Annotated in this window: 21 protein-coding genes; 4 read left to right on the forward strand and 17 right to left on the reverse strand. The window is 71.6% G+C overall.

Annotation, left to right across the window (positions count from 1 at the left end):
- Positions 1-156: 156 nt before the first annotated feature.
- On the reverse strand, positions 157-873 hold the full coding sequence (locus FNH09_RS17610; protein WP_152888943.1) for a DUF4232 domain-containing protein: 717 nt from the start codon (positions 871-873) through the stop codon (positions 157-159).
- 559 nt (positions 874-1,432) lie between these two features.
- Between FNH09_RS17610 and FNH09_RS17615 the strand changes: the two genes are divergently transcribed.
- Genes FNH09_RS17615 through FNH09_RS17625 form a run of 3 tightly spaced genes read left to right on the forward strand, consistent with a single transcriptional unit; the run spans position 1,433 to position 4,047 of the window.
- Positions 1,433-2,065, forward strand: coding sequence for an RNA polymerase sigma factor (locus FNH09_RS17615; RefSeq protein WP_152888945.1), 633 nt, complete (start codon positions 1,433-1,435; stop codon positions 2,063-2,065).
- The gene (locus FNH09_RS17620; protein ID WP_152888947.1) at positions 2,062-2,748 is read left to right on the forward strand and encodes a hypothetical protein; all 687 of its coding nucleotides are present in this window, start codon (positions 2,062-2,064) and stop codon (positions 2,746-2,748) included. Before FNH09_RS17615 ends, FNH09_RS17620 begins: the two co-directional genes overlap by 4 nt.
- A 24-nt stretch (positions 2,749-2,772) precedes the next feature.
- Complete coding sequence (locus FNH09_RS17625) at positions 2,773-4,047, forward strand: acyltransferase family protein (protein ID WP_152888949.1); 1,275 nt, start codon at positions 2,773-2,775, stop codon at positions 4,045-4,047.
- Positions 4,048-4,165: 118 nt separating this feature from the next.
- On the opposite strand, the gene FNH09_RS17630 is transcribed toward FNH09_RS17625, so the two are convergent.
- The 9 genes from FNH09_RS17630 to speB all read right to left on the reverse strand — a co-directional run bounded on the left by FNH09_RS17630 (position 4,166) and on the right by speB (position 17,117).
- Complete coding sequence (locus tag FNH09_RS17630; protein WP_152888951.1) at positions 4,166-6,997, reverse strand: SpoIIE family protein phosphatase; 2,832 nt, start codon at positions 6,995-6,997, stop codon at positions 4,166-4,168.
- Positions 6,998-7,061: 64 nt separating this feature from the next.
- Entirely contained in the window at positions 7,062-8,492 is a 1,431-nt protein-coding gene (locus FNH09_RS17635) for an MFS transporter (RefSeq protein WP_274390237.1), read from the reverse strand.
- Positions 8,489-9,346 (reverse strand): class I SAM-dependent methyltransferase, encoded by an 858-nt coding sequence (locus tag FNH09_RS17640; protein WP_338017602.1) that lies wholly within the window; start codon positions 9,344-9,346, stop codon positions 8,489-8,491. Before FNH09_RS17640 ends, FNH09_RS17635 begins: the two co-directional genes overlap by 4 nt.
- A 104-nt stretch (positions 9,347-9,450) precedes the next feature.
- A complete protein-coding gene (locus tag FNH09_RS17645; RefSeq protein ID WP_162468727.1) occupies positions 9,451-11,361 on the reverse strand; it encodes a cellulase family glycosylhydrolase in 1,911 nt (636 codons plus the stop codon).
- A 316-nt stretch (positions 11,362-11,677) separates the two neighbouring features.
- Entirely contained in the window at positions 11,678-12,082 is a 405-nt protein-coding gene (locus tag FNH09_RS17650) for a nuclear transport factor 2 family protein (RefSeq protein ID WP_152888953.1), read from the reverse strand.
- Positions 12,083-12,378: 296 nt separating this feature from the next.
- Entirely contained in the window at positions 12,379-13,827 is a 1,449-nt protein-coding gene (locus FNH09_RS17655; protein WP_152888955.1) for a gamma-aminobutyraldehyde dehydrogenase, read from the reverse strand.
- A gap of 228 nt (positions 13,828-14,055) precedes the next feature.
- A complete protein-coding gene (locus FNH09_RS17660) occupies positions 14,056-14,448 on the reverse strand; it encodes a YybH family protein (RefSeq protein ID WP_152888957.1) in 393 nt (130 codons plus the stop codon).
- Positions 14,449-14,631: 183 nt separating this feature from the next.
- Complete coding sequence (locus FNH09_RS17665) at positions 14,632-16,173, reverse strand: purine-cytosine permease family protein (protein ID WP_152888959.1); 1,542 nt, start codon at positions 16,171-16,173, stop codon at positions 14,632-14,634.
- Positions 16,170-17,117, reverse strand: a complete 948-nt coding sequence (speB, locus tag FNH09_RS17670; RefSeq protein ID WP_152888961.1) for an agmatinase — start codon at positions 17,115-17,117, stop codon at positions 16,170-16,172. The genes FNH09_RS17665 and speB overlap by 4 nt, the downstream gene beginning before the upstream one ends.
- Positions 17,118-17,254: 137 nt before the next feature.
- Between speB and FNH09_RS17675 the strand changes: the two genes are divergently transcribed.
- The gene (locus tag FNH09_RS17675; protein ID WP_338017603.1) at positions 17,255-18,691 is read left to right on the forward strand and encodes a PucR family transcriptional regulator; all 1,437 of its coding nucleotides are present in this window, start codon (positions 17,255-17,257) and stop codon (positions 18,689-18,691) included.
- A gap of 21 nt (positions 18,692-18,712) precedes the next feature.
- On the opposite strand, the gene FNH09_RS17680 is transcribed toward FNH09_RS17675, so the two are convergent.
- The 7 genes from FNH09_RS17680 to FNH09_RS17710 all read right to left on the reverse strand — a co-directional run bounded on the left by FNH09_RS17680 (position 18,713) and on the right by FNH09_RS17710 (position 25,594).
- The gene (locus FNH09_RS17680) at positions 18,713-19,339 is read right to left on the reverse strand and encodes a DinB family protein (RefSeq protein WP_152888963.1); all 627 of its coding nucleotides are present in this window, start codon (positions 19,337-19,339) and stop codon (positions 18,713-18,715) included.
- An 87-nt stretch (positions 19,340-19,426) separates the two neighbouring features.
- Positions 19,427-20,941: an arabinosylfuranosidase ArfA gene (arfA, locus tag FNH09_RS17685; RefSeq protein ID WP_152888990.1), complete on the reverse strand. Its 1,515-nt coding sequence runs from the start codon at positions 20,939-20,941 to the stop codon at positions 19,427-19,429.
- Between the two features lie 51 nt (positions 20,942-20,992).
- Positions 20,993-21,958, reverse strand: a complete 966-nt coding sequence (locus FNH09_RS17690) for an arabinan endo-1,5-alpha-L-arabinosidase (RefSeq protein WP_152888965.1) — start codon at positions 21,956-21,958, stop codon at positions 20,993-20,995.
- 22 nt (positions 21,959-21,980) lie between these two features.
- A complete protein-coding gene (locus FNH09_RS17695; RefSeq protein ID WP_152888967.1) occupies positions 21,981-22,844 on the reverse strand; it encodes a carbohydrate ABC transporter permease in 864 nt (287 codons plus the stop codon).
- Entirely contained in the window at positions 22,841-23,797 is a 957-nt protein-coding gene (locus tag FNH09_RS17700) for a carbohydrate ABC transporter permease (protein ID WP_152888969.1), read from the reverse strand. The genes FNH09_RS17695 and FNH09_RS17700 overlap by 4 nt, the downstream gene beginning before the upstream one ends.
- Positions 23,797-25,143 carry an extracellular solute-binding protein gene (locus FNH09_RS17705; RefSeq protein ID WP_152888971.1) on the reverse strand — a complete coding sequence of 449 codons (1,347 nt, stop codon included), beginning with the start codon at positions 25,141-25,143 and terminating at the stop codon, positions 23,797-23,799. Before FNH09_RS17705 ends, FNH09_RS17700 begins: the two co-directional genes overlap by 1 nt.
- Positions 25,144-25,282: 139 nt before the next feature.
- Positions 25,283-25,594 carry a hypothetical protein gene (locus FNH09_RS17710; protein WP_238426740.1) on the reverse strand — a complete coding sequence of 104 codons (312 nt, stop codon included), beginning with the start codon at positions 25,592-25,594 and terminating at the stop codon, positions 25,283-25,285.
- Between the last annotated feature and the right edge of the window lie 42 nt (positions 25,595-25,636).

Here is a 25,636-nt window from a genome sequence, read left to right on the forward strand (position 1 = left end):
TTCCCGTCGTCGCCCGGAGGGCGGCCCGCGGCGTCTGGTGCGTGCTCTCGGCGTGCCGGGCGGAAGTCCTCGTACTGGACGTACTCGGGCTTTCGCCCGGTGCGGCGAGAGTGCGTGCCAGGCGTCGCGGGACAGACGGGAATTTGACGACAGGGCCTAGAGGCTGAGCGCGTCCTCCGCGTTGTTCACCCACGGGGTCACGGAGTTGGTGTGCGGCGAGACGTACAGGCCGGGGGTGGTGGCCTTGAGCGGCTTCTGCTCCAGGTCGGACTCGGTGTTCATGGTCATCGCGATCGAACCCACGGTCCGCCCCTTGCCGTCGTCGGCGCCGCCCATGAGCCCGGCGTAGGCCGACTCGCCCGGCTCCAGCCGGAGCGCGTCCTCGATGCCGGGGGCGGCGCCCCGCTCCGTGGCCGCACCGTCCAGGTCGCCGAAGGTCACGATCGGATGGCCCAGCGCCCGGCACGCCTTGGTGCCCTTGTTGGTGATCTTGAGGAGGTAGCTGCTGGTCGTGGGTTCCGCCAGGCTCGCGGTGAACGTGACGTCGTACGTGCTGCACGGGAAGACGTCGAAGTCGGCCGAGGCACCGTCGCCGCCGGACGAACCCGCGGACGAACCACCGGCAGAGCCGCCGGAAGTGCCACCGGACGAACCACCGGACGAACCGCCGGAAGTGGAACCCGCCGGCTTCGCGGACGGCTTGGACGCCGCGGTGGGCTTGGACGGTCCGGACGGTGCCGTGGACCCGGGCGTACTCGCGGTCGGCGGCGTCGCGGATCCGCCCGCCGCACCGTCGTCGGAGGGCCCGCAGGCGGTCAGCGCGAACGCGGAAACGGCGGCCAGGACGACGGCGGCTCTGTGAACGGTGCTCATAGGTGCTCTTCCCCCGAATCGAGAAACGTGCGGTGTGCTGTGCCGAGCACCAGCCTCCCGGGGTTTCTTCACAGTCAGGTGACAGGTTCTCGCCGGATTCACCACTGCTGTCCTGCGCAGAGGGGAGCGCGGTCGTCACCACGCCCGACGCGGGCCGTCACAGGCTCGGTCCGGCGGGGTCGAATTCAGGCTGAACCCGCAGCCGAGCCGGCGTCTCGCGCCGGCCAGGGCGTTCGGGTGCGCACGGTGCGGAGCGCCGGCGGGACCAGAACCCGTTCCGGCACAGCGCGAAGAAACAGGAAGCCGCGGAATCCCGACCGGAAACCGTGCCGCTCAGCAGCACGCAACCAGTCGAGCTGGCCGGAATCCTCGGGCTTCAGCCCTTCACATCCATCGACGCCGTCCGCGCGTCGGCGCCTTCCCGGCCACCCGTGGTAACGCTTTTCGCGCTTCGCTCCAAGAACAGGTGAAGTGCCTTTGAGAAGCTCCGGTGAACCTCCCTGGCGGAGGTCCCCGGGACGCCAGCGCCGAGGAGGAGACGCCTGTGGACGATGCGGAAATGTCAAGGGGAGGTCCCGCCGCGGCGGTTCGCGACCCACGGCTCTTCGAGGAGTTCTACCGGCGCCATGTGGACGCGGTCATGCGCTTCGTGGCCCGCCGGGTCGACGACCCGCACACCGCGGCCGATCTGACGGCCGAGATCTTCCTCGCCGTCCTCGACTCGGCCCGCTCCTACCGGCCGCAGCTCGGCAGCGAGACGGCCTGGCTGTACGGCATCGCACGCAACGTCGTGTCGTCGGAGCGCCGCCGGGTCGCCCGGGAGGCCGAACGCGATCTGCGCTTCCGCGGGCGGAGGTTGCTGGAGGCGGACGACATCGCCCGCATCGAGGACAGGCTCGACGCGGAGAGCCCGGGGCGGCGGGCCCTGGCCGCGCTGGCGCGGCTTCCCGAGGGCGAGCGTGCCGTCATGGAGTTGGTCGCCGTGGACCAGCTGACGGTCACGGAGGCCGCTGCCGCACTGGGCATCCGCCAGGTCACGGCCCGGGTCCGGCTGCACCGGGCGCGCAAGGCGCTGCGGGAGGACGCGGAGTCCAGGACCGCCCAGGCCGCTCCCCCGACCGTCCGGACGGGCTTCCCGGGAGCCAGGACGCCGGACGCATCGCTGGTGTACGTCACGAGGGGTGAGGCATGAGCGCGAGGACGACGTTCGAGGACCGGCTCCTGGAAGAGCTGAAGCGGCACATCGAACTGCGCGAAGCGGGGTCGTGCCGCACCGGACCGGCCGAAGCGGCGATGGACGACGGCGGCAGGAGCGAAGCCGCGGACAGCGCGGCCGGAAGCGGTTCGGCCGACTGGAGTGAGGCGGGGACGCGCCGGGGCCGGGGGAAGTCTCCCGCGGGTCGTCTGTTCGCTCCGCGCCGGCTGGCTGTCGTCGCGGCGGCCTGCGCTGCGGCCTGGCTCGGCGTGGCGGGCGTCCCCGGATCACCGTCCGGCTCGACGGCGTACGCGGTGGAGCGTCATGACGACGGCAGCGTCACGCTCACCGTCAGGGAGCAGAGCATCGATGTCGGGGCGCAGCGTGAACTCGCGAGAAAACTGCGTCCGTGGGGCATCCGGGTGATCGTCGACGTGCTCTCCCCCGGATTCGTGTGCCAGGGCAGCGAGGTCACCCCGCTCGTGGCGATCGACCGGCGTGGCGACCGTGTGCCCGTCATCCCGGTCAAGTCCAGCTGGGACATCACTCTGCACTCGGGCAATGTGCTGGCCTTCGAGAACGTCCGGGGCGACTCCCGGCCCCGTGCGGTCTCGGTCTACGAGGTCACGAGTGAGGCCGAGCCCTGCCGCCCGCTGAAGGTAACCCTGCCGGACGCGTAGCTCCTGGAGAAAACCGGTCGACGCATGGAACCCCTGTCCGCAGTCCCCCCAGCCCCGAACTCGTCACTCTACGCACCAACTCGAACACTCTCGGGCACCTCACGGGTCGGTGACTCGCGCTGGGGATGGCTCGACGCCCTGCGCGGCGTCGCCGCACTCGTCGTGGTGTTCGATCATTCGTCGTATGCCTTCATGCCCGGATTCCGACAGGAGCTGGCGGCGCAGTTCAGCACCAGCCGGTACGCCGTCATGTTGTTCTTCCTGGTGAGCGGTTACGTCATCCCGGCGTCGCTGGAGCGCGGAGGCTGTGTCCGGACGTTCTGGATCGGTCGGGTCTTCCGCGTCTATCCGCTGTGGGCGGTCGCCGTGGCGGCGATGCTCGTCCTCCATCTGACAGGCGTCGTCGGTGTCCGCGCGGGCCTCGACCGGCAGAGTCCGGCCGGCGTGGCCGTCGCCCACGCCACAATGCTCCAGGAGCTGCTGGGCACGCCCAGTCTCCTTCTCGTGCTGTGGACGCTCTCGTACGAGATGGCCTTCTATCTGCTGGTCGTGGCGCTGTTCACGGTCCGTCTCCAGCGTCGGACGGCGGCGGTCGCCGTCGCCCTGGCCGCTTCGGCCGCCGTCAGCGCTGCGGCCGGTGCTGTGCTGCCGGCCTCCGCGCTGTCCAGTGCGGTCGGCACCGGCCGGCTGATCGCACTCGCCTCGACCGTCATGGTGACCGCCGTCTGCTGCGCGAGCGCCGGGGTGCCCGCACTGCGGGTGGCCGGGGGTGTGCTGGGCGGGGTGCTGGCGCTCGTCCTGGTCGCCTTCAACGGCACGGTTCCACTGTGGGAGGGGCTGGTGATCCTGGCCGTGATGTTCCTCGGCACGGCCGTCCACCGGGCCGAGAGCGGTCAGGGCACATGGCGGTGCGCGGCCCACACCGCCGCCGTGGTGGCCGTGTGCGCCGTGGGGAGTGCGTACGGGCTCGGCGGCGGCCCCGGTTTCGTCCGGCGCGGCTGGATCGCGGCCTTCCTGCTGGCCCTGCTGACCTTCGGCGCCGGGCTGGCCGTGCGCCGTCGGCGGATGCCCCGGGTGCTGACCGGACTGGGGACGATCAGCTACTCGGTCTACCTGATGCATCCGGTGCTGCTGGCGGTGAGCGACGGCACCGTCGGCCGGTGGCGGCGGGACACTCCCGTGCTCGAAGCGGCCTTCTTCGCCGTGCTGCTGCCGCTGTGCGCGTCTACCTACCGCCTGGTCGAGGCGCCGGGCCGGAGGTGGGGGCGGGCCCTGGCACGGCGGGTCGGGTCATCGTGACGAGGACCGCGTCGGGGCCCGTGCATCCCCGCCCGGTTCACCCGGCGCCGCGCGGGTGCCGGCGGGACTGCCGGCCGACTCTCCCGGCGCCGGGCCGGGCGCCGTCCGCCCGGCCCGGTCACAGGGCCTCGTCGCCCCACTGGTCCAGCAGCGCGTCGGGCATGCCCTCCGCCAGTTCCGCCGTGGTGTCCTCGTGCAGGGCCTGCTCGGTCCAGATCACCTTGCCGTTCGGGGTGTAGCGGGTGCCCCAGCGCTGTGCGAACCGTGCCACCAGGTACAGGCCGCGACCGCCCTCATCGGTGGCGGCGGCGCGGCGCAGATGCGGCGAGGTGTGGCTGCCGTCGGAGACCTCGCAGATCAGGGTCCGGTCGTAGAGCAGACGGACGGTGATCGGCGGGGCGCCGTAGCGGACGGCGTTGGTGGCCAGCTCGGACAGGATCAGTTCGGTGGCGTAGCCGATGCCGTCGAGGCCCCAGTCCCGCAGGCGGCGGCCGCACGCGGCGCGGACCGGGGCCACCGCCGCCGGATCCGGGGGAATCGCCCACTGGGCGATCCGGGCCGGATCGAGCAGCGCGGTGCGGGCCACCAGCAGGGCGACGTCGTCCCGGGGGCGGACGGGCAGCACGGCGTCGAAGACGGCCCGGCAGGTCTCCTCGGGGCCCCGCCGCGGGTGACCGGCCAGTGTGTCCCGCAGCAGTGCGAGGCCGACGTCGATGTCGCGGCCGCGCTCCTCGACCAGCCCGTCGGTGAACAGCACCAGTCCGCTGCCCTCCGCCAGTCGCAGCTCGGCCGACTCGAACGGCTCCGCGCCGCCCAGGCCCAGCGGCGGGGAGACGGGCACCTCGGGGTCGTGGACCGTGCCGTCGGGCAGGACCAGGAGCGGCCCCGGATGTCCCGCGCGGGCCACGGTGGCGAGGCCGGAGACGGGGTCGTAGACGGCGTAGAGGCAGGTGGCGCCGGTGAGGCTGCGGCCGCTGCCGACGTCCGCCTCGTCGGTGTCGATCCGGGTGACGAGTTCGTCGAGATGGGCCATGAGCTCGCCGGGGACGAGGTCGAGGGCCGAGAAGTTGTGCACGGCGGTGCGCAGCCGGCCCATGGTGGCCGCGGCGTGCAGACCGTGGCCGACGACGTCCCCCACCACGAGGGCCACGCGTGCGCCGGGCAGGGGGATGACGTCGAACCAGTCGCCGCCCACGTGTCCCGACTCGGCGGGCAGGTAGCGGTGGGCGACCTCCAGGCCGCTGAGCGTGGGCAGGGACGCGGGCAGCAGGCTGCGTTGCAGGGTCACGGCCATGGCGTGCTCGCGGGTGTAGCGGCGGGCGTTGTCGATGGCGACCGCGGCCCGGGCGGCCATCTCCTCGGCCAGGGCCAGATCGTCGTCCTCAAAGGGCTCGGGTTTCTCCGAGCGCCAGAAGCGGGCCACCCCCAGCACCACTCCGCGGGCGCGCAGCGGGACCGTGATGAGCGAGTGGAAGCCGTGCTCGACGACCCTCCGGAAACGGTCGGGATCCTGGGGCCCGAACCCGGGGACGTACCCGGGCACGTATCGGGGGACGGTACGCAGGTCGTGGTCGATCACCCCGTGGCCCCGGGTCGGGTCCGCGAGGGGGGACCCCGACGGCGCGAAGGCGACGGTCTCGCCGACAGGTGTGAACGGCGCGTCCGCGCGGATGCCGGCGGCGGCCACGCGGCGCAGCGACTGCTCCGTGCCGGTCGGCTCCTCGCCGCGCAGCACCGGCTCGGCGAGGTCGACGCTCACGTAGTCGGTGAACTGCGGGACCGCTGCCTCGGCCAGTTCCTCGGCCGTCCGGGTCACGTCCAGGGTGGTGCCGATGCCGATACCGGCGTCGTACAGCAGCTTCAGGCGCTCCCGTGCCTGTTCCGCCCGGCCGGACAGCACCCTCAACTCGGTCGAGTCCCGCAGGGTCGCGACGCTGCCGGAGCCGCCTCCGTACCGTTCCAGGGGCCGCTGGTTGACCGCGAGGACCCTGCCGCCGGCCAGCAGCACCTCGTCGGTGGCCTCACGTCCGGAGGCCAGCAGTTCGGCGATCGGCGGCGCGAGGCCCAGCTCGTCCGCGCGCCGACCCTGGGCCTGCGGCGACAGTTCGAGCAGGCGCCGCGCCTCCTCGTTGACCAGCAGCAGTCTGCGGTCGGCGTCCACGATGACCACGCCTTCGCGGGCGGCCCGCAGGACCGCGTCGTGATGGTTGTACAGACGGGTGATCTCGGCCGGTCCGAGGCCGTGCGTCTGCCGCAGCAGCCGTCTGCCGACCACGAGCGCGCCGACGGTGCTGACGACCACCGCGGCGGCCGTGATGCCGAGCAGGACGGGCAGCTGTCTCATGGCCTCGGCGCTGATGCTCGCCACCCTGACGCCGACGACGACCCCGCCGATCACTGAACCGTCGTCCTTGATGGGCTCGAAGGTACGGATCGCGGTGCCGTGTCCGACTCGGCTGCGCCCGGTGACGGTGCGCCCGGAGCGCAGCGCCGCCAGGTCGTCGGGGTAGGGGATGCGCTTGCCGATCAGGCTCGGATCCACACCGGTGTAGCGGACTCCGTTCTTTCCGACGATCACGATGAAGTCGAGATGGGTGGCCATTCTGATCGCCTCGGTCTGCGGTTGCAGCACCGCGGACGGATCGGGCGACTTCACGGCCGCCTTGATGCCCGGGGCCTGGGCGATGCCCGCCGCGACGGCGACGGAGCCGGCGGTCGCCGCGCGGGTGGTCTGACGCCGGACCGTCAGAGCCAGCAGGACGCCGCCCACGAGGGCCAGCAGCAGCAGCATCACCACTTGGATCACGAACATCTGCCCGACCACGCTGCGCACGTTCAGCAGCGACCTCAGGTCGGGTCGGCCGTGCCACTCGCTGTCCGGGACCTCGTCCGCCCGCACGGCATCGTCGGCATCGGACGAAGAGCTCGACCGGCGACGCAATCGCACCATGAACCCTATTTACCCCGATTTACGACATCACTCGCCGGACCGCACTCCGCGATTGGGCACCCGGTCAGCCGCGCCCCGTCTTCTCCGGCTGCTCCGGCTTCTCCTGCTTCTCCTGCTTCGCCGGCACGCAGCGCCAGGCGAGGGCCGCGGCGGTCAGGTAGGCGAGGGCGCCGACGGCCATGCTGGTGCGCAGCCCCGCCTCGTAGCCGGCCCCGGTGGCCAGCAGGCTGCCCCCCAGTGCCACGCCGGTGGCGCTGCCGATCTGGCGGGTGGTGTTGAACAGTGCGGACGCGGCGCCCGAGTACGCCGCGGGTGCCGCCCCCATCACGGTGGCGGTCGCGCCGGTCAGGGCGAAGGACGTACCGAACCCCGCCGCCATCATCGGCACCACCAGTACCGCGTAGTCGGGGTCGGCTCCGGCCGCCGCCCAGCCCGCCAGTCCCAGGGCGCCCAGCAGCATGCCCGAGACCACCAGCGGACGGTCGCCGGTGCGGTGGGCCAGCCGGGCCGACAGCACCGAGGCGAACGTGGTCATGACCACGGCCGGGAACAGCGCCAGTCCCGTCACCAGGGCGCTGAAGCCGCGCTGGTGCTGGAAGTACAGGCTGGCGGTGAACACCATGCCGTAGAAGGCGAAGTTGAACAGCAGGCCGATGACGGGGGTCCCGCGCAGCTCACGGGAGCGCAGCAGGCTCGGCGGCAGGGCCGGGGCGCGGGCCAGCCGCTCACGCAGGACGAACGCCAGGGCCGCCAGCACGGCCAGGCCCAGCCCGGCGAGCACGGCCGGATCCGTCCAGCCACGCCGCCCGGCCTCGTTCAGCGCGCCGGTCAGCAGGGCCACCGCGGCAACCACCGCGCACTGCGCCGGCCAGTCCAGGGCACGGGTGCCGTGCCGGGGCGAGGGCGCCACGTGCCGCAGGGTCAGCAGCAGGCAGGCCGCGCCCACGGGCAGGTTGATCAGGAAGACCGAGCGCCAGCCCACCGTGGAGACCAGCAGCCCGCCCAGCAGCGGCCCGGCGGAGGCGGCGATGCCCGCCATGGAGCCCCACAGCCCGAAGGCCCGCTTTCGTGCGGCGGGCTGCGGATAGGCCTGCTGGAGCAGGGCCAGCGAGCCGGGCACGATCAGGGCCGCGCCGAGCCCCTCGGCCAGCCGGGCCCCGACCAGGAACGCGGTGCCCGGCGCGAACGCGCACGCGGCCGAGGACGCCGTGAACACCAGGACGCCCCAGCAGAAGACCCGGCGGTTGCCCAGCCGGTCGCCCAGGGCTCCCCCGGTCATCAGCAGGCCCGCGAAGACGACCGTGTACCCGTCCGTGATCCACTGGATACCGGTGAGCGAGGCGGACAGGTCCCGGCCCACCACGGGCACGGCGACATTGATGATCGTCACGTCCAGGATGACCATGAAATAGCCGGCGCACACCGCCAGCAGCGGCGCCGCGGACCGTCGCTCCGCCGCCCCGTCCGCCGCGTACGCCCCCTCGCCCGCGGTCAAGGCCGGGCGGGCCTGCGACCCCAGGCCGTCAGCATGCCGGGCGAGAGCCCGACGTACCCCGGGGAGTCCAGCAGGCGCTCGGCCTCGTCGATCGCGGCGTCGTCCACCACGCCCGTCGCCGTCATCGCGGTACGGGCCCGGTCCCAGGTCCGGGCCCAGAAGCGGCCGAGGGGGCCGCCCGGAACCAGGGGCGGTACGTGGATCTCGGCCGCCACGGACTCCAGGCCCGCCGCGAGCATCAGCTCGGGGTAGCGCGGCACCCAGGAGATGTCGGTGCCGATCGTCTCCCGCAGCCCTTGCCACATGGCCCGCATGGCCCGGGTGTACGGGGTGTCCCCGGCGGCGTCGGTGGTGAGGTCCACCGCGTCGCTCAGGACGAGGACGCCGCCCGGCGCGAGCAGCCCGGCAAGTTTCTCGACCAGCTCGGCGGGCGACGGCAGGTGCATCAGGACGAACCTGGCGTGCACGAGGTCGAAGAGGCCCGGAGCGAAGAGGTCCGGGCCGAAGCGGTCGGAGGTCACGTCGGCCTGGAGCGTGGTGAGTCCGTCGACCGGCTCGCCGGGCAGGAACGTGGTGTGCCGGTCCACGGCCACGACCTCGGCGACGCCCGCTTCGCGCAGCAGCCAGGAGGCCACCGTGCCGGTTCCGGCGCCCACGTCCAGACAGCGCCAGCCCGGACCCGCGCCCAGCTGCCGCAGCCGCGCGGTCGTCATGGGGTCGTAGACGAGGGCTCCGAGGTCGGTCCGGTCCGACTCGCCCTCGTCCTGCGGACGGAACAGCCGCTCTCCGTATGTCCCGGGGCGCACGGCCCCCTGGGGCGTGCGGGGTGCGCGGGAGTCCGATTCACCTGCCACCCGCCCATTGTCGGGGCAGGACGGCGTGCGCACACCTCGCGGGAGTCCGGCGCGGCGCCCGGCCCGGCAGCGGGAGCCGGGGCCGGGGCCGCGCCGCCCGGGCGTCAGGCCAGCTTGCGGCAGAGCAGTGCGGCGGGGCCCCCGCTGCTGCCGATCCTGGTGGTGAAGGCGATCCCGGCGGCGTACTCGTCGTCGGCGCACTGGCCCTTGTAGTCGCCGTAGGCGAAGTCGCCGCCCTGGGCGTCGGCGGGTCGGTTGTCGGACCGGTCGAACCACACCGTCCGCCCGGCACCGCCGAGCGAGGTGCGGGCCGGGACGCACAGGGCCGCCGACGTCCGGCCGCCGCGGCGGCTGAAGCCGATCAGGAACTGGCCGGAGGGGCACTGGAACTTGGTGTAGCCCGAGGCCCAGTCCCCGCCCGACGGGACATTGCGCTCGTCGGTGACGACCGTCTGGGCGTTGCCCGCGGCCCGCAGGTCACCGGCGGTGACGTCGGTGCACAGTCCGCGGCCCGCCGTGTGGCCGAGGCCGGTCAGCCGCAGGCCGTCGGGGCAGACGGCCTTGGACGCGCCCGAGTCCCAGTCGCCGCCGGCGCGCACCCGCAGCGACTCGACGTGGTCGCCGTGGTCGGTGGCGAGCATGTGCCAGGAGGGCACCGGGGCGACGGATCCGGTGCGGGTCGGCGCGGCCATGACGTGGTTCCATCCGGCGGCGCGCCAGTCGTTCGGGTCGAGCAGACCGTACCGGTGGCCGTCGGTGTCGTAGCGCAGCAGCGCCCAGTCGTCGTGGCCCTCCCAGCCGACCAGGGGCCAGTAGGCGAAGTCCGTGTCGTGGTCGGCGAAGTAGTCGGTGAGGTTGCCGAACCAGGTGCGGGCCGCGGAGTTCGACTCACCGGCCCCGATGCCGAACTCGCTGATCCACAGAGGTGCGGTGTAGTGCCGGCCGCCGTCCTCGACGAAGAACGCCTCGTCGTAGAGGGCCTGGTAGAGCGCGTCGCGGCTGAGGTCCTGGTAACGGGCGTCGTGGGTCTCGCCGATCCCGGTGGCACCACTGTGATTCGGACCGGTGTACCCGTAGAAGTGGGCGGAGTAGACCAGCTTGTGGGCGGCGACGAGGGTGTGCGAGAGCGTGCGCGCGGGGGTGAGCATCGGTCGGCCGTGCGGCAGCCCGTCCACGGGCAGACCGGTCCAGTTGATGCCCTCGACGACGATGAGGAGGTTGGGGTTGGCCTCGGTGAGGATACGGTCAGCGGCCGACTGGGCGGCGGCGTACCAGTCGTGGTTGTCGCCCAGGCCCCAGTTGGGGTCGTCCAGGACGTCGCGGCGCACCTCGTTGTAGAGGTCGGCGCCCACCACTCGCGGGTCGGCGGCGTAGCGGCGGGCCATGAAAACCCAGTCGTCGGCCCACTGTTGAGTGCTCTGGCTGCTGTTCCACCGCTCGTTGCCGTCGACGCCGCAGCACCAACGGGAGGTGTTGGTGTGGTTGTTGAGGATGACCGCGAAGCCCTCCTGGGTGAGGGCGGCCACCACGGAGTCGAAGACCTGGAGCGGGGTACGTCCGCGCAGTTGCGGGTTGGCCGCGACCGCGGCGTCCGGCACGGTCGCCGTCGCGTGGATCATCTCGTTGGAGAACGGCAGCCGGATGCTGTTGATGCCGAGGGCGTGGAAGTCCGCGAGCAGCGCGGCCAGGGGAACGCGGTCCAGGCCGAGCGGGATGCCGTAGGAGTTCTGCCCTGCGTGGTGGTTGGCGGGGTCGGTGATGCTGCCGCTGCCGGTCCACGAGCCCTGCGCGCCGTCCCAGTTGGCCGACTTCAGCCGGAAGCGATTGCCTGCCGCGTCGACGATGTAGCGGCCGCTGGTCGACAGGGGCGGTTGCCAGGCCTCCGCCTGCGCGACGGCGGCGGGGGCGACGGGGGCCGAGGGTGCCGGGACGGCAGCGACCGCCCCGGGGGTGGTGGCCAGCAGGAGCACGGCCGAGGCCACCCCTGTCAGGTACTGAACAAGCCTGGTGGGCACAGGTCCTCCGTGGACGAGCGTCGGTGCGCGGGTGGGGGGTTGGGGGTGGCGCTGCCGACGGACGGCGCGGTGCGCGGCGCCCGCCGGCGATCTCCCGCGCAACGGCCGGACACCTCCGTCGGCGGACAGTACCTCCAGTCTACGGAGCAACTGCCGCCGCTTCAGCCTTACTTGTTCCGAACCCGGCACCCGGCACAGGGTTCCGCAGCGCGCGTTCGCTCGCCCGCACCGGTTCGGTCGCCTGCGGATCCGCTGGGAGATTCGCAGGCGACAGCCATCAAGCTTTCCTCGTCGGTGACCCGAACGAGGTCAGAAATCAGGTTCCATCGATCGTTCGGCCCGGCATCGGCTCTGCGAGCGCGGCCCGCCGGGGCGGCGCGCCGAAGGGGTCGGCGAAGTACTGCGTCTCGTGCACCACCTGCCGGTCGGCGAATTCCATGATGCTCACCGAGTACGAGGGCACACCGTCGTAGGTGATCACGCATTCGCTCACCCAGAGATCCGCGTGGCCGGTGATCCGCTCCACGGTGAAGTGACGGTCGGCCGGGTGCCCACCGCGTTGCGCCGAAATCGCCGCGCGGCCCCGGAACCGCTCACCCGACTGCGGGTAGTCCAGGATCGCGTCCGTGGCGTAGATGGCGTGCTCGGCTTCGGTGTTCCCGCGTTCCGAGGCCCGCCAATGCTCCTCGATCGCGGCCCTGGTCCGGGAGTCCTCGTCCATGGCACCGCCCTTCCGTGGCTGTGACAGCCTAGGCACCGCGGGCCACGGCAGGCCCGCGGCCCGGCAGACATGGGATGCCAAGTCCTCCCTTTGGGCGGATCCCGGGCGACAGCCGTCCACCGTGGCACCGGCTTCGAGGGATCACCACCCGGCTCACTCCGCCTTCGACCCGTTCTGTCCGGATTTCCGAGGACACCGGGCCGCGCACGCAGAACGCCCGGCCGGGAGATCCCGGTCGGGCGTCGTACGGGGGGGCATGCCGGAGGTGGTCTCCGGTGCCGTGGGTCAGCCGTGAATCACAGGGCCGTCATCACGTGCTTGATCCGGGTGTAGTCCTCGAAGCCGTAGGCGGAGAGGTCCTTGCCATAGCCGGACTTCTTGTAACCGCCGTGGGGCATCTCGGCGACGAGGGCCATGTGGGTGTTGATCCACACGCAGCCGAAGTCCAGGACCTTGGACATCCGCATCGCACGGGCGTGGTCACGGGTCCACACCGAGGAGGCCAGGGCGTACTCGACGCCGTTGGCGTAGGCGACCGCCTGGTCCTCGTCGGTGAAGGACTGGACGGTGACGACCGGGCCGAACACCTCGTTCTGGACGATCTCGTCGTCCTGGCGCAGCCCGGAGACCACGGTCGGGGCGTAGAAGTAGCCGCGCTCCCCCACCCGGTGGCCGCCGGTCTCCACGGTGGCGTGCTCGGGCAGCCGGTCGATGAAGCCGGCCACCCGCGCGAGCTGGTCGGCGTTGTTGAGCGGGCCGAAGAACATGTCCTCGTCGTCGACGCCGCCGCCGGTACGGGTCTCGGACGCGGCCTTGGCGAGCGCGGCGACGAACTCGTCGTGGACCGACTCGTGCACCAGTACGCGGGTGGCGGCGGTGCAGTCCTGGCCGGCGTTGAAGTAACCGCCGGCGGCGATGCCCTCGGCCGCCGCGGCGATGTCGGCGTCGGCGAAGACCACCGCGGGGGCCTTGCCGCCCAGCTCCAGGTGGACGCGCTTGACGTCACGGGCGGCCGACGCGGCGACCTCCATGCCGGCCCGCACCGAGCCGGTGATGGCGGCCATCGCCGGGGTGGGGTGCTCCACCATCAGGCGTCCGGTCTCGCGGTCGCCGCACACGACGTTGAGGATGCCCGCGGGCAGGTCCATGTCCTTGAGGACCTCGCCGACGATGCCGGCGAGCAGGACCGTGGACGCGGGGGTGGTGTCGGAGGGCTTGAGGACCACGGTGTTGCCCGCGGCGATCGCCGGGGCGAACTTCCACACGGCCATCATGAGCGGGTAGTTCCAGGGCGCGACCTGCGCGATCACACCGATCGGCTCGCGGCGGATGATCGAGGTCATGCCCTCCATGTACTCGCCCGCCGAGCGGCCCTCCAGCATCCGGGCGGCACCGGCGAAGAAGCGGATGGTGTCGACGACCGGCGCGATCTCCTCGGAGAGGGTGAGCGCCCGCGGCTTGCCGGTGTCACGGCACTCGGCGTCGGCCAGGTCGGCGGCACGGGCCTGCACCGCGTCCGCGACGCGCAGCAGCAGCCGCTGCCGGGTGGCGGGGGTGGCGTCACGCCACTGCGGGAAGGCGGCGGCCGCGGCGGCCATCGCCGCGTCCACGTCGGCGGCACCCGACAGCGGCGCGTGCGCGTACACCTCGCCGGTGACCGGGTCGACCACGTCCAGGCGGCGGCCGTCGGCCGCGTCCACGTAGTGGCCGTCGATGTGGTTGCGCAGCGCAAGAAGCTCGCTCATGACCTGTTTCCTCGTCGGCCCGCCACCGGCACGGCACCTCGGCGGCGCGTCCAGGAGGGCGGGAATGTGTCGTGGTTCGTCGTGGTTCGTGGGGTGCTGCCGGAACCTCCGGCGGGGCTCCCCGGGCCGGGCCGGGATGCTCACGGGCCGGGCCGGGACGCCCCTGCGCGGGGCCGGGCGCTCATGCGCCGGGCCCCGGTGCGTGAACGCGCCCGGGCCCGGACCCGCTCACGCGCCGGGCGCGGGCGAGAGGTGCTCGTGGACGGCCAGCCAGCGGCCGGACGGCGCACGGTGGAAGACGATCGTCTCGCGCTCGGCGAGGGTCTCCTCGCCGGCCGTGCTGCGCACGACGGTCGCGACGTCGTGGCTGAAGACGGCGGTGTCCTCGCCGAGCGGCTGGACCAGACGGCCGGTCGAGACGCAGGACAGCACCCGGAAGTCGTCCTCGGCGACCCAGCGGTCCCACAGGGCGCGGTACTCGGCGGTGGAGGAGAGCCGCTGAGGCGTGGTGTGGAACACGAAGGTGGCGTCGGGCGCGAACGCGCCGAAGTAGTCGTCCAGCCGGCCTTCGGCGAAGGCGGCCACCAGCGCGTCGGCGGCTTCGAGTACCTCGTCGGTCATGGTGGTGCTCCTTGCGGCGGGTGGTGCGAGATCTGAGGGGTGGGGCCGTCCCCGGAGTGGTGGCCCCGGGCGGTACGCCCGTGGCACGGCCCGGGCGGTTGCGCCGGAGCGGCCGGGCGGGGCCGCTCCGGCGGTTCCCGGGCGGGTGGTGAAGGCGGTGCCGGCCGCGCGGCCGGCACCGGTTCAGATCAGTTCTTCCACGGGCTCGGACGTCGCGTTCTGACCGGTGATCGGCGGCACCGGGGCGTCCGACGCGCCCACCAGGCGCGGTCCCTCGGGACCGTAGACGCCGCGCGGCTCGGGGAAGGCGAACAGCAGACCCAGGTAGACGACGGCGGCCAGGCCCAGGCCCACCGGCAGCGAGATGTCGACGCCGCCGGCCAGGTTGCCCAGCGGGCCGACGAACTGGCCCGGCAGGTTCACGAACATCAGGGCGAGGATCGCCGAGCCCAGCCAGGCGCCCATGCCGCGCCAGTTCCAGCCGTGGGCGAACCAGTAGCGGCCACCGCGCTGGCGGCGGTTGAACACCTGGAGGGAGTCCGCGTCGTACCAGCCACGGCGGGTCAGCCAGCCCAGCATCATGATGACCATCCACGGCGCGGTGCAGGTGATGATCAGCGTGGCGAAGGTGGAGATGGACTGCGCCAGGTTCGCCGCGAAGCGGCCGACGAAGATGAAGCCGATCGACAGGACACCGATGAACACCGTCGCCTGCACCCGGTTGAACCGGGTGAACACGCTGGAGAAGTCCAGGCCGGTGCCGTAGAGCGCGGTGGTGCCGGTGGCCATGCCGCCGATCAGCGCCAGCAGGCAGACGGGCAGGAAGTACCAGGAGGGGGCGATCTCCAGCAGGCCGCCGACGTAGTTCGGGGCGGCGGGGTCCATGTAGGGAGCCGCCTTGGCCGCGATGATCGAGGCGGTGGCCAGACCGAAGAAGAACGGCAGGATGGTCGCGATCTGCGAGGCGAACGCCGCCGTCATCACGCGCTTGCGCGGGGTCTCGGCCGGGATGTAGCGGGACCAGTCGCCGAGGAAGGCGCCGAAGGAGACCGGGTTGGACAGGACGATCAGCGCCGACCCGATGAACGCGGGCCAGAAGCCCGGCGTCGACACCGACGCGAACGCGCCCTGGTAACCGAAGTCGAAGTCGCCGGCGAAGGCGAAGAAGCCGAGGACGAACAGCGCCGAGGCCGCGATGACCGCGATCTTGTTCACGAAGAGCATGAAGCGGAAGCCGTAGATGCACACCACGAGCACCAGCACCGCGAAGACGCCGTACGCCAGGGCGAACATGCCGTCGTTCTGCGGCAGCCCCACCATCCGGTGCGCGCCGCCGACCAGGGCGTCACCGGAGGACCACACCGAGATCGAGAAGAACGCGATCGCGGTGAGCAGCGACAGGAAGGAGCCGACGACCCGGCCGTGCACGCCCAGGTGGGCGGAGGACGACACGGCGTTGTTCAGGCCGTTGCGCGGGCCGAACACGGACAGCGGCGCGAGGATCAGCGCGCCCACCACCAGGCCGAGCACGGTGGCCAGCAGGCCCTGCTTGAACGACAGCCCGAAAAGGATCGGGAAGGCGCCGAGCACACAGGTGGCGAAGGTGTTCGCGCCGCCGAAGGCGAGCCGGAACAGGTCAAGGGGCTTGGCGGTACGGTCGGCGTCGGGGATGCGATCGATGCCGAACTGCTCGACCTCTGTGAGGGCGGGAGCGGTGTTGCTCATGGGGCTTCCTTCAGGGCGAGCAGGCTGACCAGGTCATAGGCGACGTGCGAGGCCGCCACCGCGGTGATCTCGGCGTGGTCGTAGGCCGGGGCGACCTCGACCACGTCGGCGCCGACCAGATTGCAGCCGGCCAGGCCGCGCAGGATCTCCAGCAGCTCGCGGGAGGTCATGCCGCCGGCCTCGGGGGTGCCGGTGCCGGGGGCGTGCGCCGGGTCGAGGCAGTCGATGTCGATGGAGATGTACAGCGGGCGGTTGCCGATGCGCTGCCGGAGCTGGTCGGCGATCTCGTCGGCGCCGCGCCGGTAGACGTCCGCGGAGGTGACGATGCCGAAACCGAGCTTCTCGTCGTCGGTGAGGTCCTGCTTGCCGTACAGCGGGCCGCGGGTACCGACGTGGGAGAGCGCCTCGGTGTCGAGGATGCCCTCCTCGACGGCCCGGCGGAACGGGGTGCCATGGGTGTACTCGGCACCGAAGTAAGTGTCCCAGGTGTCCAGGTGCGCGTCGAAGTGGAGCAGCGCGACCGGGCCGTGCTTGGCCGCCACGGTGCGCAGCAGCGGCAGCGCGATGGTGTGGTCGCCGCCGATGGTGACCAGCCGGGTGCCGTCGGCCTGGAGACCGGTCGCGGCCTCCTGGATGGTCTCGATGGCCTCGTTGATGTTGAAGGGGTTGCAGGCGATGTCACCGGCGTCGACGACCTGCTGGGTCGCGAACGGGGAGACGTCCAGCGCCGGGTTGTAGGGGCGCAGCAGCCGGCTGGCCTCACGCACCGCGGTGGCGCCGAAACGGGCGCCGGGACGGTAGGACACGCCCGCGTCGAACGGCACGCCGACCACGGCGACGTCGGCACGGGTCACCTCGTCCAGGCGCGGCAACCGGGCGAACGTCGCGGGACCCGCGAAACGCGGTACCCGGGAGGAGTCGACGGGTCCACGGGGTTCGGTCATTGCCTCTTGCCTTTCCATCTCACACGCACCGGGACCACCCGGCACATCCGAAGTGTCTGCTCGGGAAACGTCACCCGACAATCGTGTGAGGCACAAACAGTTAGGCTGTTTTTGTGGAAGGAGACAAACGTCGCGGGGTGAGTGTCCGAGAGGTGCTGTCCTATCCGGCGCTCCAGCTCCGGCTGCTCGCCGGCCGGGCAGGTCTGGACCGGTCGGTCTCCTGGGCCCACGCCAGTGAGCTGGAGGATCCCACTCCGTGGCTGCTGGGCGCCGAGATCATCATGACCACAGGACGTGCCCTGCCGCGATCGGCCGCGGGACAGCGCGCCTATCTGGAGCGGCTGGACGACGCCGGGGTGGCCGCGCTGGCCGTGTCCGTGCAGCTGCACATGCCACCGCTGCGGCAGGCGTTCTTCGACACCGCGGAGGAACGCGGCATGCCGGTCCTGGAAGTGCCGCTCGCCGTGCCGTTCATCGTGGTGGCGCAGGAGGTGGCGGCCGCGGTGCAGGAGGACTCCCGGCACCGGCTCGGCGCACAGCTCCAGGTGTTCGGGGCGCTGCGCTGGCTGGCGGCGGAGAACCTGGACACCGCGACGCTCTTCCGCCGTCTGGAGCATCTGTCCGGCTACGACATCCGGCTGTGCACCACGCAGGGCCGGCCCCTGCTGGCGGGGGTGCCCGTGCCCGAGCCGTCGCTGGTCCCCCAGTCCGCGGACGCCCCGCCGACCATCCCGGGCGGGTTCGTCCTGCCGGTGCCCTCGCCGGGCGGCACGGCCGGCTTCCTGATCGCACTCGAACGCGACGGCGCGCGCCCGGCCGGTCTGGCCGTGGTCCAGCACGTCGCGACCGTGGCCGCGCTCCAGCTCGCCGTCATCCGCACCGAGCGCGAGACGCTGCGCCGCGAGGGTACGGAGATCCTCGCCGAGATGCTCCAGGGCACCCTGGAGCAGGAGGCTGCCGAGCGCCGGCTGCTGCGCCACTCCATCGAGGGCACGACCGAGCTGACCGTGGTGCGGGGCGTGACCGAGCAGGCGCTGCTGCGTGCCCTCGACGACGAGCCGTTCCTGTTGCTCAACCGTGGCGAGGACCGCTATCTGCTGGGTGCGCCCCGGCTGGCCGACACGGTCGCGGCGATGCCCGGCGTCGCCGCCGGGACCAGCCGGCCGTTGCCCTGCGGCGCGTCGCTGCGCATCGCCCAGCGCGAGGCCCGGTGGGCGGCCTCCCAGGCCGCGGCCTCCGGCCGTCCGCTGGTCCGGTACGGCAACGACCCGGCCGGCCGCTGGCTGCCCGACGACCCGGCGGCGCTGGACGCGCTCGTCGAGCAGGTGCTGGGCGAGGTGCTGCGCTACGACGCCGCCCACGACGCGCACCTTCTGCTGTCGGTGCGCACCTGGATGGAACGCGACCGGCGCACCGACGACGCGGCGGCCGCCCTGCACATCCACCCCAACACCCTCGCCTACCGGCTGCGCCGCTTCAGCGCGCTCACCGGCCGCGACCTCACGGCCACCGGGGCGTTCACCGAGGTCTGGATGGCGATCCGGTCGGCGGTGGAACTGGGGCTGCTGGACTGAGCCGGTCGCGAAGGGGCCGGCTCACGCGCCCCGGTCCGACTGTGCCCGGTCCGCCTGTGCCCGGTCCTCGGCCTCCCGGGCCGCGCTCTCCAGCCGGGCGCGGTAGTCGTCCCACCACGCGGGGTCGTCCGACGCCATGCTGCCGTTCGTCTCGTTCATCCCGACTGCGCCGTCCAGGAGTTCCCTGAGGATGTCGGCGTGCCCGGCGTGCCGCTGGGTGTCGGCGATCACGCGCACCACGGCGTGATGCAGCGTGATCTCGGCCTTGTCGGCGGGCCACCACGGCACCTTGCCGACCGCGTCCAGGGGCAGCGTGTCGATCGTCGCGTCCGCGTGTGCCCAGGCGCGGCGGTAGAGCCCCACGATCTCCTCGCGCGTCTCGTCGGCGGTGGCCCACATGTCGGCGTTGGTCTCGGCCGCGTCCTCGAACCAGGGAGCCGGCTCGCCGGACGGCCGTCCGAAGGTGTCGCCGAGGTAGCCCAGCTCCACACTGGCCACGTGTTTGACCAGGCCCAGCAGGTTGGTGCCGGTCGGCGTCAGCGGGCGACGGATGTCGTACTCGCCCAGTCCTTCGAGCTTCCACAGCAGGGCGTCGCGGGCGGACTGGAGGTAGCGGTGCAGGTCGGCCTTGAGTTCGGTTGCGGTCATGGGGTCAGTCTGCCGGTCCGGCGATCTCTGTCCACCGGCTTTCCCGGTCCGGGCCGGCCCGAACGGACCGGCCCGGAACCGGAGGGATCAGCCCAGCCGGATCACGTTCCAGGACAGCGGTTCCAGTACGGCCGTGAGGGTGCCGTCCGTGAGCGCCGTCCCCGCGACGGGGTGCGGGGTGACCCGGTCGGGATCGTCGAGGGTGTTGCGGGCGTCGGGGTCGGCGTCCGCGAGCGCAGTGTGCTCCACGACCTCGGTCAACTCCAGTCCGCCGAGGGTGACTTCGAGCGGCAGCGCCTCGGTGCGGCTGCGGTTGACCGCGAAGACGGTGACGGTGCCGTCGTCGGCGCGCACGGCGGTGGCGTGCAGCAGGTCGGCCTCGCCGTACCGCTTCGTCTCGTACGTCGGTGAGTCGACGCGTACGTCGAGGACCCGGCCGCGGCCGTACCGCGAGGCCTGCGCGAACGGGAAGAACGTCGTCTGGCGCCAGGCCGCGCCGCCCGGCTCCGTCATGATCGGCGCGATGACGTTGACCAGCTGCGCGAGGCAGGCGACGGTGACCCGGTCGGCGTGCCGCAGCAGGGCGATGAGCAGGGAGCCGAAGACGACGGCGTCGGTGACGCTGTAGTTGTCCTCCAGCAGGCGCGGCGCCTCGGGCCAGTCGTCCTGGGCGAAGGTGGTCGCCTGCTCCTGCCAGCGCGAGAGGTACCAGACGTTCCACTCGTCGAAGGAGAGGTTGATCCTCTTCTTGGACTTGAGCCGGGCGCCCACGTGGTCGCAGGTCGCCACCACGTTCTCGATGAAGGACTCCATGTCGACGGCGGAGGCGAGGAAGGAGTCGACGTCGCCGTCGAGCGGCTCGTAGTAGGCGTGCAGGGAGACATAGTCGACGACGTCGTACGTCTCCTCCAGGACCGTCGCCTCCCACTCGGCGAAGGTGGGCATCGACTGGCCGGATGAGCCGCAGGCGACGAGTTCGACACCCGGGTCGAGCTGGCGCATCGCGCGGGCGGTCTCGGCGGCGATCCGGCCGTACTCCCGGGCGGTCTTGTGGCCGGTCTGCCAGGGGCCGTCCATCTCGTTGCCCAGGCACCACAGCCGGATGCCGAACGGATCCTTGTCGCCGTGCGCGGCCCGCAGGTCGGACAGCGCGGTGCCGCCCGCGTGGTTGGCGTACTCCTGGAGTTCGAGGGCCTCGGCGACGCCGCGGGTGCCGAGATTGACGGCCATCATGGGCTCGGCCTGCGGGCCGATCTTCCGGAGGAAGGCGATGTACTCGGCCAGCCCGAAGCGGTTGGTCTCGGTGGAGTGCCAGGCCAGGTCGAGGCGGCGCGGGCGGTCCTCGACCGGGCCGACGGAGTCCTCCCACTTGTAGCCGGAGACGAAGTTGCCCCCGGGGTAGCGGATGGCGGTGACGCCGAGCTCGCGGACGAGGTCCAGGACGTCGGTGCGGATGCCGGCCTCGTCGGCCGCGGGGTGGCCCGGCTCGAAGACGCCGGTGTAGACGCAGCGGCCGAGGTGCTCGACGAACGAGCCGAAGACACGGGGGTCGACCTCACCGATCGTGAAGGCGGGGTCGAGGGTGAAACGGGCGGTGTGCATGGTCGCCTTTCGCATGGATGGTTCTGGATCGCCGACTGCAAATGACAGTTCCTAGCGGACGATCGGCCAGCCGTCCCTCGTCCACTGGAGGGTGTTCAGGCCCAGCTTGGGGATGCCGGAGTCCTCCGCGTCGTAGTAGTGGTACGCGAGGATGTCCCGGCCCTTGTCGCGGAACACCGACTCGCCTCCGGTGCCGACGAAGCGTCCGTGTCCGGCCAGCAGCAGATCGCCGCCGCCCGCCAGCAGCGGGGTGCCCGTGCTGTCGGTGTACGGGCCGGTGACCTTCGTGGACCTGCCGACCCTGATCTTGTAGGTGGAGTTCACGCCGGAGCAGCAGGCGTCGTAGGAGGCGAGGAGGTAGTAGTAGCGGCCGTGGCGCACGACGGAGGGGCCTTCGACGGCGTACGGGGCGTCCGGGCGGGTCGCCAGGTGGTGGACGGTCGCTCCGGGCACGGCCCGGCCGGTGACGGGGTCGAGTTCGACCAGGCGGATGCCGGTCCAGTACGAGCCGAAGGCCATCCACAGCCTGCCGTCGGCCCGGACGACCGCGGGGTCGATGGCGTTCCAGGAGTCGGTCGTCCCGGAGGTGAAGACCTTGCCCCGGTCGGTCCAGGTGCCGGGCAGGCCGGAGCGGGAGGTGGCCACGCCGATCGCGGAGTGGTTGGTGCCCCAGGAGGAGACCGCGTAGTAGAGCCAGTACCGGCCGGCCCGGTAGGAGATGTCGGGCGCCCACGGGTCGCCGGTGGCGTTGTACTCGTACCACCAACTCGGCGGTTCCGCGAAGGCGTTGCCCGCGTCGTCCCACTGTCTGCGGTCCTTCGACAGCCGGGCGCCGATGACCCCGCCCGTCGAATAGGCCACGTAGCCGCCCGACTTCAGGCGGATGACGGTGGGGTCGTGGATGATCTGCTGGCCGGTGATCGGCTGCGGGTCGGGGTAGTCGGCGGCACGCGCGGTCGCGGGCAGCAGGGCGAGGAGGACGGCGGCGAGTACCGCCGGAAGTCTGAGACGCTGCAACTAGGTAGCTCCTTAAGGGGAGTTACTGCCCGGCGAGGCCGGTGTGGGCGACACCCGCCACGATCTGGCGCTGGAAGAAGACGAAGACGACGATCAGCGGCAGGCCCGCCATCAGGCCGCCGGCCATGAGCTGGGCCCACTGGATGCCGTAGGAGTTCATGACGGTCGCGATGCCGTTCGGCATGGTCATCAGGTCGGGGTTGTTGGTCACCATGTACGGCCACAGGAAGTTGTTCCAGGAGGCGATGAAGGTGAAGATGCCGACCGCCGCGAGGGAGGGGCGGGACAGCGGGAGCACGATGGTGAAGAAGACCCGCCACCGTCCTGCGCCGTCGATGAAGGCGGCCTCCTCCAGTTCGCGCGGGATGCCCTGGAAGAACTTGTACAGGATGTAGACCATGGCGGCGGGCGCGCACTGCGGCAGGATCATGCCCCAGTAGGTGTCGACCATGCCCATCTGCTGGACGGTGGTGAACAGCGGCACGCCGAGGACGGCGGGCGAGACCATGAGCCCGGTCATGACGAGGGCCAGCAGGGCGCCCTTGCCGCGGAACTCCGTGCGAGCGAAGCCGTATCCGGCGAGCGCGCTGACCACCAGCACCACGGTGGTGACACAGACCGAGACGACGAGCGAGTTGACGAACCAGTCGGTGATGTTGCCGGTGTCGAAGATGGCCTTCCAGGCCTGGGCGGTCCAGGCCTTGGGCAGCCAGTGCGGGGGCACCTCGACGGCCTCGGTCTCGGACTTCAGGGAGGTGAACAGGGCCCACGCCAGGGGCGCCATCCACACCAGGGAGACGACGACGCCCAGCAGGGTGAGGACGATCTGGCTCGGCGTCCAGGGCTTGGCGGTACGGGACTTGACCGGGATCTGCGCGGTGGTCATCGCGCGCCCTCCTCACGCTTGCGCAGCAGCCACATCCGCGCGAAGGCGACGGACGCGATGATCACGAAGAAGATGATGGAGATCGCGGAGGCGTAGCCCACGCGGTAGCTGGTGAAGCCCTCCTCGAGGGTGTACTGCACGAAGGTGCGGGTCGATTCCTCCGGTCCCGGCTGGAAGTCGTACATGACGACCGCCTGGTCGAAGACCTGGAGCGAGGCGAGGATCTGCAACGCCACGACGAGTCCGGTGATGTTGCGCAGCATGGGCAGGGTGATGTGCAGCATGCGGTGCCAGGCGTTCGCGCCGTCCAGCTTGGCCGCCTCGTAGAGGTGGTCGGGGATGGCCTGGAGGGCGGCGAGGTAGAGCAGGAAGCTGAAGCCGACCGTCCACCACAGGGTGCAGATCACCACGGCCGGCATCGCGTAGGCCTTGTCGGTGAGCCAGGGCGTCTCGATGCCGAGGACGTGGTCGACCATGCCGGTGCCGGGGTTGAACAGCCACTGCCAGAGGTTGGCGGCGACCGTCGACGGCAGCAGGAACGGGGCGAAGAAGCACAGCCGCCACAGCCACTTGGCGCGCTCGATGTGGTGGGCGAGCATCGCCATCAGGAATGCGAGGACGGTGATGCAGGGCACGACCAGGAGCGTGAAGTACGCGCTGTGGCCCAGGGAGTCCCAGACCAGCGGATCGTCCAGTGCCTCGCGGTAGTTGTCGAGGCCGACGAAGTTCGCGCCGACGCCGGAGATGTTGGCGTCGGTGAAGCTGAGGTAGACACCGCGCAGCACGGGCCAGATCACGAACAGCACGAACAGGGCGAGGAACGGGGCGATGAACCAGCCGCCGTGCTGGAGCCGTCGTCCCATGCGGTCGCGCAGGCTGTCGGTGCGCCCGGCGACGGCGATGTCGCGCGTCCGGGCGGGTACGAGAGCGGTCTCGGCGCTTGTCGTGCTCATCAGGAGGCACCTCCCTGCGCTGCGGTCCTGCCGTCCATGGGGTTCTTCATGACCAGCAGTTCTTCGAGGACGCTCTTCATCCGGCGGGCGGTCGCGTCGGGCTTGGCGGAGCCGAGGTTGGACGCGGCGATGACCGGTCCGATCCGGGAGGCGAGGGTGCCGGTGGAGCCCGCGAACCACACCTTCGGCTCGGTGGCCTGGTGGTCCATGGCGGAGACGTACTCGTTCTGCGGGGTGAGTCTCCGGTACGCGGCGGAGGACAGCGTCGGCCGGTAGGCGGGGATGTGGCCGCCCTCGGCCCAGACGAGGGCGTTCTTGACGATGTACGCGGCCAGTCGGTGGGCGGCCTCGTTGGTGGCGCCGGAGCGGTCCGTCTGGTGGGGCAGGACGAAGGAGTGCGACTCGGCGTGGGTGGCCTGCGTGCCGAAGACGGGCGGCAGCGGGGTCGCGCCGTAGTCGATCTTCGCGCCGTTGTAGACGGGCACGGACCAGTTGCCCTCCCAGGTGAACGGCGCGCCGTTGATGAACTGTTCGGCGTCGGCGGCGCCCGCCTGGGCGTAGCCGTCGGTGACGTGCTGCCGCAGGAACTCCAGGACCTGGGTGGCCTTGTCCTCGTCGAAGGTGACCTGGGTGCGGGCGTCGTCGAAGTAGGTGCCGCCGAGCTGCTGGTAGAACGCGACGAAGAACCACCAGGAGAAATTCTGGTCGTTGGCGTGCAGGCCGAGGGTCTGGAGCCCGCTCTTGGTGGCCTTCTTGGCGGCCTTCAGGACGTCGAACCACTCCTGGGTGGAGGTGACCGGCACGATACGGCCGTCGTCGCCGAGCAGTCCCGCCTTCTTCAGGACGTCCTTGCGGTAGAAGCAGAGCTGGACGTGGATGTCGAGCGGCAGCGCGTACAACGTGCCGTCGATGACGGCGCGTTTCCACAGCGCGGGGTTGAAGTCCGCCTCGTTCAGGCCGTACTTGGCGAGCAGGTCCATGTCCCAGGGGTCCAGCAGGCGGCCCGGGGCGAATCCGGCGACGCGTCCGAGGTGCATCACGCTGAGGTCGGGGGCGCGGCTGCCGGCGGCCGCCATGGCGAGTTTGGTGTAGTAGGGGTTGCCCCACTGGAGAGTGGAGTCCTTCACCGCGATGTCCGGTGTGGACTTCCGGAAGGCGTCCAGCATCGCGATCATGTTGTAGCCGTCGCCGCCGCTGAAGAGGTTCCAGTACCGCACGCGGGTCTGCGAGCCGGCGGCGAGCGCGTCGGCGCCGGTCCCGAGTGCGGCGAAACCGAAGCTGCCCGCGACGAACAACCCTCCGAGTCCGCCCAGGAGTTGCCTGCGATTCAGGTCAGGTCGTCCCATTCCCTGCCCTAACTGTTCGAGAAATGCGAAAGAAACGCCGTTCGATCGTTCAGTGTCGTTCGATATTTCGGATAGCGCTCGCAACTTCGAACGGGACCGTAGAGTCGAAGCGCTTCCGCGTCAATGGTTTGCACACGACTCACCTGACGGCGAGCACCAAGCACAGTGCCGCGAGCGGCAGTTCGGCGGCCAAAGCCATCGCGACGGCGACGGCCAGCTCCGGGCCGGGGGCGGAGGTGGCGAGGTCGAGGCAGGCGTCGGCGAGGAGGAGCACCGCCGCGGCGGCCGCCGGCCCGCGGTGCCGGGCGTCGCCGCGCAGCAGACGGCTGCCCGCAGCGAGCAGCATGACGGCCTCCAGGGCGTCGAGGGTGACCCAGACGGCGGCCTCGGCGGGCGGCAGGGTGCCGGCGAGATAGCCGAGCCAGGGCAGCAGGACGAGACCCGCGCCCATGAGCACACGACTCTGCCGACGGCGGCCCCGGCCGAGGCGAGC

It is taken from the genome of Streptomyces adustus (assembly GCF_009377175.1).
GTDB lineage: Bacteria > Actinomycetota > Actinomycetes > Streptomycetales > Streptomycetaceae > Streptomyces > Streptomyces adustus.